We start from the raw sequence: 14,235 nt of genomic DNA on the forward strand, positions 1-14,235 counted from the left end.
AAGTGCGGGCCTGTATTCACCCACAGGGGGGGTGTCAACGTCCCCGCGGGGGCGCCCCCCCCCCCCCCCCCCCCCCCCCCCCCGCCACCGGGGGGCCCCGGGGGGCGCTCCGCCTCGGGATGGCGGGGCGCCCTGCCCTTCGTGCTCCCCACGCTCGTGCTGTTCGTCGGGTTCCTCGTCTACCCGATGGCCTCCACCGTGGTGATGAGCTTCTTCTCCTGGGACGGCTTCATCACGTCGCCGAAGACGTTCGTCGGGGTCGACAACTACGTCCGGATCTTCACCCAAGACCCCGTGTTCTGGCCCGCCTTCCGCAACACGGTGGTCTGGGTCGTCCTGTCCCTGCTCGTGCCGACGGCGCTCGGGCTCGGGATCGCGCTCGGCCTCAACCGCAAGCTGTTCGGTCGGAACCTGCTCCGGTCGGCGTTCTACATCCCCGCAGTCCTGGCCTCGATCGCCGTCGCGACGATGTGGGTGTGGCTGTACAACCCGCAGTCCGGACTCGTCAACGGCGTCCTCGACGCGGTCGGTCTCCACGCGCTCGCCCAGGACTGGCTCGGCGACGCGCACATCGCGCTGTACGCGGTCTTCGTCGCCTTCGTCTGGCAGACCGCGGGTTTCAACATGGTCCTCTACCTGGCCGGGCTGCAGAACGTCCCGGAGGAACTCGTCGAGGCGGCCAAGCTGGACGGCGCCGGCAGGGTCCAGATCTTCCGCGCCGTGACCTGGCCGGCACTCCGACCGACCACGATCATCGTCGTCGTCCTCACCATGATCAGCTCGCTCAAGGTGTTCGACCTCATCGTCGGCACCACGGGAGGCGGACCGGCCCAGTCGACGCAGGTCCTCGCGCTGTGGTCCTACCAGCAGTCGTTCTCGAACCACGTGTTCGGGCTCGGCAACGCGATCGCGACCGTCCTCTTCGTCGTGAGCATGATCCTCGTCGTCCCCTACATGATCTGGACCTTCCGAGGGAGCAAGGAAGCATGAGCACCGCCATCGAACCCGCACCCGTGGTCACCGACGCCGGGCAGCGACGCTCCAGCGCCGACCGTGGCACGGCGGCCCGACGCGAGCGTCGTCGCGACTGGCCGCTGATCGGCCTCTGGATCGCGCTCGTCGTCGCGGCGATCATCTGGATCGTGCCGTTCCTGTTCATGTTCATCACGTCGGTGAAGAGCCAGGCGGACGTCGCGAACCTGGCTCCGTGGGCGCTCCCGACGCACTGGGAGTGGGGCAACTACACCGACGCCGCACAGGTCGGCAACATCTGGGTCTCCGGCGCGAACAGCCTCGTCATCGCCGTGATCAAGGTGCCACTCGGCCTCCTGCTCGCCGCGATGGCCGCGTTCGCGCTGTCCCGGCTGAAGTTCCGGTGGCAGCAGCTCCTGCTCGGCGTCATCGCCCTCGGGACGCTGATCCCGGTGCAGGTCGCTCTCGGCCCGCTGTTCTCGACCATGCTCAGCCTGAACCTGCTGAACACGAAGGTCGGCCTGATGCTGCCGTACCTGGCGTTCGGCGTCTCCTACCAGGTGTTCATCCTCTACGGCTTCTTCAAGGCGATCCCCGAAGAGCTCGACGAGGCGGCGCGCATCGACGGCGCCGGGAACTGGCGGCTGTTCTGGCAGGTCATCCTGCCGCTGGCGAAGCCGGCTCTCGCGGCGCTCTTCATCCTCGACTTCGTGTCCACGTGGAACGAGTACCCGATGGCGCTGACGCTCCTCCAGACCACCGACCAGTTCACGATCCCGCTCGGCATCACGAACTTCCAGACCCAGTACGGGTCGAACTACCCCCAGCTGAACGCGTACATCATCATGTCGATCCTGCCCGTGCTGATCGTCTACCTGCTGTTCCAGCGCTACTTCGTCCAGGGCGCCCTCGCGGGCGCGGTGAAGGGATGACCATGACGACCACCGAACCGACCTTCGGCGCACGGACTGCGCTCTGGGACGTCCTCCGCGACCCCTCGGCCGCCGACGTGCTGCGCCGGCACGCCCCGTCCATCGTCGGGTCGACCCTGCTGCACACGTTCCACTCGCAGCCGCTCGGCCTGGTGCTCGACACCGAGGAGGAGTTGTCGACGGCGGACCGCGAGGCCGTCCTCGCCGAACTCGCACAGATCGCCCCGGGGTCGACCGACCGAACCGCGAACCAGACCCCTGCCCCGAGCGCACCGTCGGCGCAGTACGAGCCGGCCGGAACCGCGGTCGGGTCGGCGGAGACCACGCACGCGCCGTCGGTGGGGCGCTGGGAACGGTTCGAGGTGGTGATCGCCGGGCCGGCGCACGGCAACCCCTTCACCGACGTCGAGCTGACCGCGCGGTTCCTCGGCCCGGACGGTGCCGCGGCCGAGGTCCTGGGGTTCTACGACGGCGACGGTCGCTACCGGATCCGTTTCCTCCCGCCGGTCGAGGGGACCTGGCGGTTCGAGACCGCGAGCAACGCCGCCAGCCTCGACCGGCTCGCCGGACAGTTCGAGGTCACCGCCAGCACGTCGAGGGGACCGGTCCGCGTCGACGGCATGCACTTCCGGTACGCGGACGGCACCCGGTACCTGCCGATCGGGACGACCGCGTACGCGTGGACCCACCAGGGTGACGACCTCGAGGAACGGACCCTCCGCACCCTCGGCAGCGCACCGTTCACGAAGATCCGGATGTGCGTGTTCCCGAAGTCGTACACGTTCAACAGCAACGAACCCGAGCGCTTCCCGTTCACCCGGGACAGCGACGGCGGCTTCCTGCTCGACCGGTTCGACCCCGCGTACTGGGCGCACCTCGAGCAGCGCATCGACGAGCTCGACGCCCTCGGCATCGAAGCGGACCTCATCCTCTTCCACGCCTACGACCGGTGGGGGTTCTCCCGCATGGACCCGGCGTCGGACGACCGCTACGTGCGGTACGCCACTGCCCGGCTCTCGGCGTTCCGGAACGTCTGGTGGTCGATGGCGAACGAGTTCGACCTGCTCTTCGACAAGACCGAGGCGGACTGGGAGCGGTGGGCGGGGATCGTGCAGCGGTGGGACGCGACCGACCACCTGCGCTCGATCCACAACTGCCGCGTGGTCTACGACCAGGGTCGGCCGTGGATCACCCACGTCAGCATGCAGCGGACAGACGCGTACAAGACCGCTGAGATGACGACCGAGTGGCGGCGCTGGCAGAAGCCCGTCGTGGTGGACGAGTGTGCGTACGAGGGCAACATCGACCAGGGCTGGGGCAACATCTCCGGGGAGGAGATGGTGCGCCGGTGCTGGGAGGGCGCCGTCCGCGGCGGCTACGTCGGGCACGGCGAGACCTACGTCGACCCGGACGAGGTGCTCTGGTGGGCGAAGGGCGGCGACCTCCACGGGACGAGCCCCGAGCGGATGGCGTTCCTCGCGCGGATCACCGAGGAGGCGCCCGGCGGGGTCCTCGAACCGGTCGCAGGGGACTGGGACGCGCCGGCCGCCGGGGTGGTGGGTGAGCACGTCCTCTACTACTTCGGCTTCAGCCAGCCGACCTTCCGACGGTTCTTCCACGACCCGTCCACCACTTGGGACGTCGACGTCATCGACACCTGGAACACGACGGTCGAGACCGTGGCCAGGGGCGTCTCCGGCCGGTTCGTGGTCGATCTCCCCGGCCGTCCGTACATCGCCGTCCGCCTGCGCCGAGCGGCCTGACCAGGCGAACCCGAGCAGCCCGACCAGGCGAACCCGAGCAGTACGCTCCCAGCACCACCGACAGACAGGAACACCATGACCGACCGCCTCACCGGAAAGACCGCACTCGTCACCGGCGCCGCGAACGGGATCGGCCGTGCGATCGCCGACGCCTTCGTCGCCGAGGGCGCGGTGGTCGTCTACGCCGACCGGGACGCCGACGCCGCCCGTCGAGCCGCCACGGCACCGAACGCGATCGCCCAGGAGATGGACGTCGCCGACGAGGCGAGCGTCGTCGCCGCGTACGACGCGGTCGCGCGGGCCGGGCACTCCGTCGACGTCGTCGTCGCGAACGCCGGCGTGCAGCTCTTCGGCCTCGACGCCGCGGTCGCCGACGTGGACCTCGAGACCTGGAACCGCACGGTGGCGGTCAACCTGACGGGGACGTTCCTCACCGTGAAGCACGCGGTGCGGTCGATGCTCGCGAACGGAGGTGGGTCGATCATCGCGACGGGGAGCCCGACGGGCCTCAACGGCGAGGGCTCGACCTTCGCGGCGTACAGCTCGACGAAGGGTGGCGTCCACGCACTCGTCCGGGCGACGGCGATGGCGTACGCCCGCGACGGCATCCGCGTGAACACGGTCGTGCCCGGCTACACCGAGACGGGCCTGGTGACGACGATCGCTGACGACCCCGAGGCGCGTGCCGCGATCGTGTCACGCACCCCGCTCGGTCGGCCTGGACGTCCGGAGGACGTCACCGGGATCGTGGTCTACCTCGCGAGCGACGAGTCCTCCTACGCAACCGGCTCGGTCTTCCGGGTCGACGGCGGCATGACGAGCCTCTGACGGAGCCGACCGTGCACGACGGACCTGCCGGGCGAGCAGCAGCAGACGAAGCAGCAGCAGCAGACGGAGCAGCAGACGGAGCCGCCGACGGTCGACCCTGGGACGCATCCCTGCCGCCCTGGCCGAGCGCCGAGCCGGAGGAGACGGTCACCGCGGGACCGTGGCGACTGACCCTCCGTGAGGCGGAGGTGGCGGACCTCGCCCACGACGGCGTCGTCGTGCTCCGCGCCGTCCGGTTCGTCACCCGCGACCACGACTGGCGCACCGCGGACGACACCGTGACGCACCGGAGCACCACGCCGACCGCGACCGGCGTCCGGATCTGCACCGAGGTCGCAACCGCCCTCGATGCCCGCGAGGTGCTCCGTTCCACGCTCGACCTCGTCATCGACGGCGACACCCTGCGCGTCGAGGCGACCGCGACGACGACCACCGCATTCCGCCGCAACCGCATCGGCCTCGTCGTGCTCCACCCGCCGACGGTCGCCGGGCTGCCCGTCACGGTCCGCCATCCCGTCGGTCCGCCGACCGAGCAGTCCTTCCCGACGTGGATCGCACCGCACCAGCCGGCGACGGACGTCGTGGGTCTCACGTGGTGGGTGGGGGACCACGAGCTCGCGCTCGACCTCGACGGGGCGGTGTTCGAGTCGGAGGACCAGCGCAACTGGACCGACGCCTCGTTCAAGACGTACTCGACACCCCTCGCCGAGCCGTTCCCCGTCGCACTCCCGGCCCGCACCCGGATCCGGCAGGCGCTCACGCTGCGCGTGACCCGACGGCCTGGAGGCGCTCCCGCCCCCGCCGCGGACCTCGCGGCCCTCGACGGCGCGGCTCCGACCTCCGCACGGACCCCGTCGCCGACCCTCCAGTACACGGCGTCGTCGGCCCCGGCCGCGACGCGACCCGACGACGCGGACCTCCCGGCACCGGCACCGGTCCTGGTCGAGCCGGTCCTCGACCAGCCCGATGCCAGGAGCCTGCTCGCACTGGCCCGGCGTGACGCGCGTGGAGCACCCCTGGACGTCCGCTTCGTCACGGACGACCCGGACGCCCTCCGTGCCGCGATCGACGCCGTCCTCGAGGCGGGACCGGTGGCCCGGGCGGGCGCGTACGACCCCGTCACGCACGTGACCACGCCACCGTTGCAGCGGGCACTGCGGGATGCGGCGCGTTCGGTCGGCGGCCTCGAGGTCGTGGCGGGAACGCGTGCGCACTTCACCGAGCTGAACCGGGCCGTCGACCTCCACAGCGCGTGGGACGGCCCGCTGTCGTTCAGCGTGACGCCGCAGATGCACGACCGGTCGCGTGCCCAGATGACCGAGTCGCTGCGGATGCTGCGCTGGGTGGCGATGAGTGCCTCCAGGCTGGCTGCCGGCAGGCCGCTGCACGTCGGACCGGTGACGCTGCGTCCGCGCTTCAACGCGGTGGCGACGTCGCCGCGACCGCGTGTCACCGACGTGACGGCGGCAGGCGGGTACGGACCGCACCTCGTCCCGGACGCGACGGACCCGGACCAGCACAGCGCGGCGGCACGGGCCTGGACAGCCGCGGCGGTGCGGGCACTGAGCGTGCCCGGCGTCGCGACGGTCACGCTCGGTGAGCTGTGGGGGCCGCGGGGCATCGTCCCGGCACGTACTTCGTGAGCGGCGGGCCGGTGTCGCGCGCGTTCTGGCGCGCGCAGGCGTCCGCGCTGCACGCGGCCCTGTTCCCGGACCGACCCGCGCTCCGGTGGTCAGCGGTCGCGGAGCGCCAGCGCGAGGTGCGGGCCTCCCGTCCGTCTCGCGGTCGCGTCGGGACCGGCCGTGCCCCGTCAGCGGTCGACGAGCTCCCGCGGAACGGCCCCCTGGGCCGCCCGTCGTGCCGCTCGTCGGGCGACGAGGCGGCTGCGGACGGTGACGGCGATCACGACGGCGAGCACGGCGTAGAGCACGATCGGGATCGGTCCGGCGACGAGCACCGAGAAGTCCCCGTCGGCGCTCAGCGCGGCGTCGCGCAGGCTCGTCTCGGCGAGCGGGCCGAGCACCATGCCGATCACGAGCGGCGCGAGCGGCACGTCGAGCGCCCGCATGAGGAACCCGACGATGCCGATGCCGAGCAGCATGAGCAGGTCGAACACCGAGCCGCTCGTCGCGTAGATGCCGAGGCCGCAGAACACCGCGATGCCGGCGTACAGGTACGCGCGTGGGATGCGGAGCAGCTTCGCCCAGAGCATCGCGAACGGCAGGTTGATGACCAGCAGCACCACCATCGCGATGAAGAACGACGCGAGCAGCGCCCAGACGAGGTCGGGGGACCGGTCGAACAGCAGCGGCCCGGGCTGCAGGCCGTACTGCCGGAACGCGGCGAGCATGATCGCGGCGGTCGCCGACACCGGGAGGCCGAGCGACAGCAGTGCGCCCATCGCCATGCCGGTCGTCGAGTTGCCGGCAGCCTCGGGCGCCGCGAGACCGCGGATCGCCCCGCGGCCGAACTGCGGGTCCTTCCGTCGGGCATCGAGCCGCTTCTCGAGGCCGAACGCCAGGAAGGTCGGGATCTCGGAGCCGCCTGCGGGGACGACGCCGAACGGCAACCCGATCGCGGTGCCGCGCAACCACGCGGGAGCCGCTTCGCGCAGTTCCCTGCGCGACAACCACGGGCGACCGGTGGCCCGCACCATCTTCCCGTCCTTGAGGTGCCGGGCGAGGCACGCGACGTGGATGACCTCGCCGAGGGCGAGGATCGCGACGGTCACCGTGACGAGCGAGATGCCGTCGAACAGCTCCGGGACGCCCATCGTGAAACGGGGTGCGCCGGAGATGCCGTCGACGCCGATGACGGCGATGCCGAGGCCGAGGCACAGCGACCCGAGTCCCTTGAGCGCGTCGTCGGTCACGACCGACGACGTCGTGACGAACGCGAAGAGGGCGAGGGCGAAGAACTCCGCGGGACCGAAGCTCGACGAGAACGTCGCGAGCGCCGGAGCGAGGAACACGACGAGGATCGACGCGACCATGCCGCCGACGAACGCGCCGATCGCCGCGGTCGCCAACGCCTGCGCCGCCCGACCGTTCAACGCCATCTTGTGGCCCTCGAACGTCGACGCGATCGCCGAGGCCTGTCCCGGCGTGTTCATCAGGATGCCCATCGTCGAGTCGCCGAAGAGGCCGCCGAAGTAGACGCCGGCGAACATGATGAACGCCGCCGTCGGGTCGAGCGAGAACGTCACGGGCAGCAGCAGCGCCACCGCCATCGACGACCCGAGACCGGGGAGCACGCCGACGGCGGTGCCGAGGAGGCAGCCGACGACGACCCAGAGCAGGTTGGCGGGCGTCAGGGCTCCCGCGAACCCGTCACCGAGGAGACCGAGCACGTCCATGTCAGAACCTCCATCCGACGATGCCCGAGGGCAGCGACAGGTCGAGCACCATGTCGAAGGCGATGTAGCTGAGCGCAGCCACCGTCAGTCCGACGACGAGGGGGCGGAGCCAGCCGGGGGCACCGAGGCCCTTGGCGACGCCGAGGAACAGCAGGCCGGCGCCGACGATCCAGCCGAGCACGTCGAGCAGCAGCGCGAAGGCGGCGAACGACACGACGACCCAGGCCAGCGAGCGCCAGTCGACGCGCACGGCGCGCTGGGGGGCGGCGGCAGCGGCGTCGACCGCGACGGCGGTGTCGGCCGTGCTGGGCGTGGCTGGGGCGGTCGCGGCGGTGCCCGCGGTGGCCGGGGCTGCGACTCCGGCGGTGGCCGGGTCGGTGGCTCCGGCGGCCGGCTCGCTGTCCGGACCGTGCCGCAGCTGCCGGACGGACCGGACGACGAGGAGTGCCGCGAGCAGCAGGAGCGCGGCGGCGACGATCCCCGGGAACACCGCGGGCCCCGGGAACGCGGTGCCGGCGGGCACCTCCATCGTGACGATGCCGACGACCAGGTACACCGCGAAGGCCGTGAACAGCGCCGGCGTGGTGAGCTCCTTCGCCACCTCGGCGACACGACCGGGGTCGGCGCGGAGCGTGAGGCGTTGCCCGACGACCGCAGACGACGACGTGGGGTTGCTCGGACGGGTCATCGGCCCAGCTCCTCGTACAGCCCCTGGATGCGTTCGCGTTCCTCGTCGATGAACGCGTCGAGCTCGCGGCCCGTGATGATCCGCTCGGTCCAGTGGTACCGGTCCATCGCGTCCCGCCACTCGGGCGTCCGCAGGGTGTCGCGCACGATGCCCGTCAGCTGCGTCCTCTCCGCGGAGTCGAGGCCCCCGGGTGCGGCGATCATGCGCCAGTTGGTCAGCGTCACGTCGTAGCCCTGGTCCACGGCGGTGGGGATGTCGATGCCCTCGACCGGCTGCTGCGCCACGAGCGCGAGCGCGCGCAGACGGCCCGTCTCGATCTGGTCGATGTTGTCGGGGTAGCCGCCGGAGGCCGCCGCGGCGGTGCCGTTGAGCAGCGCCTGGATGGCCTCGCCGCCACCGTCCGAGGGGATGTAGTTCGTGTCCGCCGGGTCGAGACCCGCCGAGACCGCGAGGTCGGTGACGACGAGCTGGTCGAACGAACCGCCGCCCGTCCACGGCACGGAGCCGGGCCGTTCGCGCCAGGCGTCGACGAGGTCGTCGAGCGTCTCGTACGGCGAGTCGGCGGGGACGACGATGACGTCGTACTCCTCCACCGTGACCGCGAGGGGCGTGATGTCGTCGTGCGTGACGGCGGAGCCGAACTGGACCTCGGCGGCGAGCAGGCCGGTCCCGCCCACGAGCAGCGTGTCCGTCTGGCCCTCGAGCCGTGCGACGTTGCCGAGCGCGATCGTGCCGCCGGCGCCCGGCATGTTGACGACCTGCACCGAGTTCACGATGCCGTTCGCGCGCTGCGCCTGCTGCATCGACCGCGCGACGCCGTCCCAGCCGCCGCCGGCCGCAGCGGGCGCCACGATCGTGACGGAGGTCGTGGGGTCGCCGCCGGCCGCGGCGGAGGTGATGGACCCGAAGGCCGCGACGCCGATGGACACCGCGGCGACGGTTGCGCCGACCGCGCGGGCGACGGCGCGACGGCCCCGTGGCCGTGCGGGCGTCGCCGGTGCTGACTGCTCTGTCATGGATGGCTCCCTCCTGCGCACGTCGTCGTGCCGCAGGTCGAGAAGTACGATGGCAGTCGCCGTCCGGACCGGCATCCGACGGCGGAGTTGTGCTCATTGACGCTCACGACGTGACGACCGGAGGGGGACCACGGTGAGGAGACCGCGTGCCACCCGACTCGGACGCAGCGCCGTGCTGGCGTTGCCGAGCATCATCGTGCTGGCCGCGACCGGCGTGACCACGGGGGTCGCCGCAGCCGTGCAGGAGCAGAGCATCCGGGCCTCCGTGGTCGACCAGGTGTCGGGTGTCGCGTCGAACCTCGCCGACCTGCCCGAGCTCCGGGCCGCCGTCACGTCGGTCGTCGACGCCGGCGCTCCCGGAGCGCTCGCCGACGCCGACGGTCTGACGTCGGCCACGGCGTCGCTCCAGCCGATCGCTTCCCTCGTCGAGGGCGCCTCGGGGGTCTCCTACGTCGTGGTCACCGACGACGAGGGGGTGCGCATCACCCACCCCGACCCGTCCGAGCGCGGCGAGCTCGTCGAGACGACGATCGCACCCGTGCTCGCGGGTGAACGGTTCGTCGGCACCGAGACCGGTCCGTCGGGCCCGACCCTGCGTGCGAAGGTGCCGATCGTGGGCGCCGACGGCCAGGTGGTCGGGGTCGTCGCGGTCGGCGTGCTCGAGTCGGCGATCGCCGCCGACCGCGCACGGGCCTTCGGCGCGCTGTTGCCCTGGAGCACGGGTGCCCTCGTCGTGGCGACGCTCGCGAGCGTGCTGCTCTCGCTCGGGATCGCACGGCGGCTGCGGCGAGCGGACGCCGTCGACGCGGAGAGCCGACAGGTGCGGCGGACCACCGACGCGCTGCGCGAGCAGGCGCACGAGTTCGGGACGCGCCTGCACGTCGTCCGCGGGCTCGTGGCGCAGGGCGACGGTCCGGACGCGCTCGCGTACATCGACGCGGTGGCACCAGGGCTGACCAGCGGAGGCGGCGCGGGGTCCCCGCGGCGCGGCGCCGTGGCGACCGCCACGATCGAGGCGGTGCGCTCCGAGGTCGACGCGCACGGAGCCGCGCTCGAGCTGCGGGTCGCCGACGACGTCGTGCTCGACGACGAGGTCCTGCTCGTCGTCGCGAACCTGTGCCGGAACGCCGCCGAGGCGGGTGCGGCACGGGTGCGCTGCACGATCGGCACCCGGGGCGACGTGGTGGCGGTCACCGTCGAGGACGACGGCCCCGGCATCGACCCGGCGGACGCCCACCGGGTGCTCGGGTCCGGCTGGTCGTCGAAGGCCGACGAGACCGGCCTCGGTCGTGGCGTCGGGCTCGCGGTCGTGCGACGCACGGCGACCGACCGCGGCGGCTCGGTGGTCGTCGGGCGGTCGGCGTCGCTCGGCGGGGCGCGGCTGGACGTCGAGATGGCGGTGGCGCCGTGACGCCGCCGGTCCGCGTGCTCGTCGTCGACGACGACGCCGGTGCCCGCGCGCTGCACGTGCGGTGGGTCGCCGCGACCGAGGGGTTCGAGGTGGTCGGTGCCGCAGCGTCCGGCAGCGCCGCGCTCGCCCACGTCGAGCACGGCGTCGACCTGGTGCTCCTCGACATGCGCCTGCCCGACATCAGCGGTGTCGAGGTCCTGCACCGCATGCGCCTCGCGGGTGTCGAAGCCACCGACGTCCTGGTCGTGAGCTCGTCGCGCGACCAGGTCACCGTCCGACAGGCACTCGCCGCGCACCCGGTCGGCTACCTCATGAAGCCGTTCGACCGCGAAGCGCTGCAGGACCGGCTCCGTACGTACGCCGCCGAGCGTCGCGGACGGGAGACCCCGCAGCGCGCCGTGCCGATGGGGCAGGGCGACGTCGACCGGCTGCTCGCCACCGGTTCGGTGCGGGTACCCGTACCCGCGCGGGGCGCTGCGGCGCACACAGGTCAGGCGCTGCCCAAGGGCGTGAGCGCGCCGACGCTCGAACGGGTCGTCGCGGCGCTCGACCCCGCGGTCGCCCGGTCGGCCGACGAGGTCGCGGCAGCCACCGGGACGTCGCGGGCGACGGCGCGGCGGTACCTCGACCACCTGGTCGCGACGGGCGCGATCGACCTCGCGCACCGCTACGGTCGGCGGGGACGCCCGCAGGTGCTCTACCGGCTGGCGCCGGTGCCCTGACCACCGCCCTGACGGACGGGCCTGGAGGCACGACCCACCTCCGACGTCGACCGCCCGTCGACGACGGAGCAGCTCCGGGTTCGCGCGTCCGGCTCGGCATGTGGTCGCAGACGCCCCGCCGCCGCGGCCGCCCGCTTCAGGGGAGCGGGGCTGCCAGCCGGTCGAGCCAGTCGCCGAGCAGCGCACGCTCGTTCGCGCTCAGCACGGTCGCGCCGGCGAGCTGCTGCCGGAGTTGCATCGCGGCCCCGCCGTGGTCCAGTGCGGGCGTACCCAGTGCGAACACTCCCGCGAACGTCGACTCACGGATTCGGTGGGACAGGGTGCGGTCGCGCCGTTCCGCCGACATCGCGAGGAGCGTGAAGACGACGCCGACGCCGGCGGCGCGGATCATGCTGACGGCGACCTCGACGGGCACGGCCAGCACGCCGACCGCCGCGGCCTCCTCGATCTGCGTCCGGAGGATGGCGTCGATGGCGTCGGCGGCGGGGGAGGAGGAGCCGACCCGGGGCTCGCCGTACGCGATCGAGTACACCTGTGGGTGCCGGAGGCCCCAGTCGACGTGCATGTCCCAGCCCTGCCGGAGTGAGTCCACCGGATCGGTCCCGGGCGTCCACCCGGTCCAGGTCGCGAGGTGCGCGGAGAAGCCGTGCAGCGCGACCTGGTCGAGGAGGCCCTGCTTGTCGCCGAAGATGCGGTAGATCGTCGGGGCCTGGATGTGCAGTGCCGAGGTGATCGCCCGGGTCGTGACGGCGTCGCGTCCGTCGGTGTTCAGCAGCTCGTGTGCCGTGTCCAGGATGCGGATGCGCATCTCCTCGGATCGGGTCAACGCACGGCCTCTCGTGTCGGTGGCACGGCCGGGCGGGTCCCGGCGCCTCGAGCCGGTGGGACCGGACTCGCGTCCATGATCCCACCGGCTCGAGGCCGTCAGACGCGCTCGAGTGCACGACCGACGCGGAAGAGGGTCGCTTCGTCGAAGTGCTTCCCGATCAGCTGGACACCGACCGGCAGCCCGTCGACGGTGCCGCATGGGACACTGAGGGCGGGGTGGTGGGTGACGTTGAAGGGCGTTGTGTTCGCGGACATCTCGATCGACGCGCCGATCGCGGCTCCGGCTCCGTGTGCCGGGTCCGGGAGCGGCCGCGCGGTCTGCGGGGTTGTCGGGGTGACGAGCACGTCGAAGCGTGAGAGGGCCTCGTCGTACGCGGCGCGGAGTACACGAGCCCGGTTGATCGCCTTTGCGTAGTGGAGGCGTCCGGCCTGACGGTCGACGTACGCGCCCACCAGCGTGAACAGTCGGACGTTCGCGGGGTGGGCGTCGGCGTCGCCGCGGTGGTCGAGGAGGCGCTGCATCATGTCGACCGGGTAGCGGTCGAGCCGCCCGAACCCGAAGCCCTGGTTCCGGAGCACCGTCTCGGCCATCCCCTCGATCGCGATCGCGGTCCAGAGCGCCGGCGCGAGGGCGTGGAGCGGGACCGAGACCTCCTCGACGACCGCGCCCGCTCCGCGGAGTCCCTCGGCGGCAGCACGGACCGTGCGGTCGACTGCCGCTTCGGCGTGTTCGGTCCCGAAGCCCTCCCGCAGGAGCCCGATCCGCAGCCCCGTCACGCCTTCGTCGAGCTGCGCGAGGTAGTCGCCGACGACGACGTCGCGTTGGCGGGGGTCGAAGCCGTCGGGGCCGGCGATGACGCTCAGCAGCCGTGCGTTGTCGGTCACGGTGCGGGTCATCGGGCCGACGTGGTCGAAGGACGCGTCGAGGGTGGCGATGCCGGTGTACGGCACCAGGCCGTAGGTCGGCTTGAGTCCGACGACCCCGGACCAGGACGCCGGCATCCTGATCGACCCCGCCTGGTCGGCACCGAGGGTCATGTCCGCGTCGCCCGTGACGAGCGCGACGGCGCTGCCGCTCGACGAGCCTCCGGCGGACCAGCCCATCCGGTGCGGGTTGTGCACGACGCCGGACGAAGCGGTGTGGCTGCCGCCGGACATGCAGAAGTACTCGTTGGTCGTCTTGCCGACGATCTCGGCCCCTGCGGCGAGGGCCCTCGTGACGACGGTCGCGTCCTCGTCCGGGACGAAGCCCGAGAGCTCGGCTGAGCCGTTCCGCATCGGGACGCCGGCGACGAGGATGCTGTCCTTCACGCCGAGACGGACCCCGGCGAGCGGACCGACCTCGGCACCGCGGACGGACGTGCGGACCTCCCACGCGTGGTGCGGATCCTCGGTCCCGGACGGGATCCGGTACTCGACCGGCGCGCGGCCCGGGCGAGTGTCGTCCTCGGGGACCGCGTCGAGGGCGTCGTAGACCCTGAGCATGCCGGCGATCATCGCCGTGTACTCCTCGGGCGCAGCCGCGATGTCGGCGTAGCCGATCTCGGCCGCGATGTCGGCGATCAGTGTCGGAGTGGGTGAGGTGACGGACATGAGGGCTCCTGCTCGGGTCGGCGGTGCGAATTGGGTGCTAACAAAAAAAAGTTAGCACCTTGCAACCCCCGTGTCCGGACGACGGGAACCCCGCAGCGACGCGTCTCCGGGGCGTCGCTCCGTCCCC

The 14,235-nt window shown here is 72.2% G+C and carries 12 protein-coding genes; 7 read left to right on the top strand and 5 right to left on the bottom strand.

The window, feature by feature from the left end; all coding sequences use genetic code 11:
- The first annotated feature begins 141 nt into the window (after positions 1-141).
- The 5 genes from ACIPYW_RS17275 to ACIPYW_RS17295 all read left to right on the top strand — a co-directional run bounded on the left by ACIPYW_RS17275 (position 142) and on the right by ACIPYW_RS17295 (position 6,138).
- Positions 142-990 (top strand): carbohydrate ABC transporter permease, encoded by an 849-nt coding sequence (locus ACIPYW_RS17275; RefSeq protein WP_400415775.1) that lies wholly within the window; start codon positions 142-144, stop codon positions 988-990.
- Positions 987-1,904: a carbohydrate ABC transporter permease gene (locus tag ACIPYW_RS17280; RefSeq protein WP_400415777.1), complete on the top strand. Its 918-nt coding sequence runs from the start codon at positions 987-989 to the stop codon at positions 1,902-1,904. Before ACIPYW_RS17275 ends, ACIPYW_RS17280 begins: the two co-directional genes overlap by 4 nt.
- 2 nt (positions 1,905-1,906) lie before the next feature.
- Complete coding sequence (locus ACIPYW_RS17285; RefSeq protein WP_400415779.1) at positions 1,907-3,667, top strand: DUF5605 domain-containing protein; 1,761 nt, start codon at positions 1,907-1,909, stop codon at positions 3,665-3,667.
- Positions 3,668-3,742: 75 nt separating this feature from the next.
- Positions 3,743-4,495 carry an SDR family NAD(P)-dependent oxidoreductase gene (locus ACIPYW_RS17290; protein WP_400415781.1) on the top strand — a complete coding sequence of 251 codons (753 nt, stop codon included), beginning with the start codon at positions 3,743-3,745 and terminating at the stop codon, positions 4,493-4,495.
- Between the two features lie 11 nt (positions 4,496-4,506).
- Positions 4,507-6,138, top strand: coding sequence for a hypothetical protein (locus ACIPYW_RS17295; RefSeq protein WP_400415784.1), 1,632 nt, complete (start codon positions 4,507-4,509; stop codon positions 6,136-6,138).
- A 167-nt stretch (positions 6,139-6,305) separates the two neighbouring features.
- Here ACIPYW_RS17295 and ACIPYW_RS17300 read toward each other — a convergent pair whose 3' ends face one another.
- The 3 genes from ACIPYW_RS17300 to ACIPYW_RS17310 are packed head-to-tail and all read right to left on the bottom strand — an operon-like array spanning position 6,306 to position 9,554.
- Complete coding sequence (locus ACIPYW_RS17300; protein WP_400415786.1) at positions 6,306-7,850, bottom strand: tripartite tricarboxylate transporter permease; 1,545 nt, start codon at positions 7,848-7,850, stop codon at positions 6,306-6,308.
- A gap of 1 nt (position 7,851) precedes the next feature.
- The gene (locus ACIPYW_RS17305) at positions 7,852-8,538 is read right to left on the bottom strand and encodes a tripartite tricarboxylate transporter TctB family protein (RefSeq protein WP_400415789.1); all 687 of its coding nucleotides are present in this window, start codon (positions 8,536-8,538) and stop codon (positions 7,852-7,854) included.
- A complete protein-coding gene (locus ACIPYW_RS17310) occupies positions 8,535-9,554 on the bottom strand; it encodes a Bug family tripartite tricarboxylate transporter substrate binding protein (RefSeq protein WP_400415792.1) in 1,020 nt (339 codons plus the stop codon). Before ACIPYW_RS17310 ends, ACIPYW_RS17305 begins: the two co-directional genes overlap by 4 nt.
- A gap of 133 nt (positions 9,555-9,687) precedes the next feature.
- On the opposite strand from ACIPYW_RS17310, the gene ACIPYW_RS17315 reads away from it, so the two are divergent.
- Entirely contained in the window at positions 9,688-10,965 is a 1,278-nt protein-coding gene (locus ACIPYW_RS17315) for an ATP-binding protein (RefSeq protein ID WP_400415793.1), read from the top strand.
- Positions 10,962-11,687: a response regulator gene (locus tag ACIPYW_RS17320; protein WP_400415796.1), complete on the top strand. Its 726-nt coding sequence runs from the start codon at positions 10,962-10,964 to the stop codon at positions 11,685-11,687. The genes ACIPYW_RS17315 and ACIPYW_RS17320 overlap by 4 nt, the downstream gene beginning before the upstream one ends.
- Before the next feature lie 136 nt (positions 11,688-11,823).
- On the opposite strand, the gene ACIPYW_RS17325 is transcribed toward ACIPYW_RS17320, so the two are convergent.
- Complete coding sequence (locus ACIPYW_RS17325) at positions 11,824-12,513, bottom strand: TetR/AcrR family transcriptional regulator (RefSeq protein ID WP_400415798.1); 690 nt, start codon at positions 12,511-12,513, stop codon at positions 11,824-11,826.
- Positions 12,514-12,611: 98 nt separating this feature from the next.
- Positions 12,612-14,108, bottom strand: coding sequence for an amidase (locus ACIPYW_RS17330; protein WP_400415801.1), 1,497 nt, complete (start codon positions 14,106-14,108; stop codon positions 12,612-12,614).
- Positions 14,109-14,235: the final 127 nt, after the last annotated feature.

This window comes from Curtobacterium sp. NPDC089689 (assembly GCF_044749145.1).
GTDB lineage: Bacteria > Actinomycetota > Actinomycetes > Actinomycetales > Microbacteriaceae > Curtobacterium.

Bases quoted from the DNA above. Each gene is read 5' to 3' on its own strand.
- ACIPYW_RS17280 (WP_400415777.1), top strand. From the start codon at position 987: ATGAGCACCGCCATCGAACCCGCACCCGTGGTCACCGACGCCGGGCAG.
- ACIPYW_RS17285 (WP_400415779.1), top strand. From the start codon at position 1,907: ATGACGACCACCGAACCGACCTTCGGCGCACGGACTGCGCTCTGGGAC.
- ACIPYW_RS17290 (WP_400415781.1), top strand. From the start codon at position 3,743: ATGACCGACCGCCTCACCGGAAAGACCGCACTCGTCACCGGCGCCGCG.
- ACIPYW_RS17300 (WP_400415786.1), bottom strand. From the start codon at position 7,850: ATGGACGTGCTCGGTCTCCTCGGTGACGGGTTCGCGGGAGCCCTGACG.
- ACIPYW_RS17305 (WP_400415789.1), bottom strand. From the start codon at position 8,538: ATGACCCGTCCGAGCAACCCCACGTCGTCGTCTGCGGTCGTCGGGCAA.
- ACIPYW_RS17310 (WP_400415792.1), bottom strand. From the start codon at position 9,554: ATGACAGAGCAGTCAGCACCGGCGACGCCCGCACGGCCACGGGGCCGT.
- ACIPYW_RS17330 (WP_400415801.1), bottom strand. From the start codon at position 14,108: ATGTCCGTCACCTCACCCACTCCGACACTGATCGCCGACATCGCGGCC.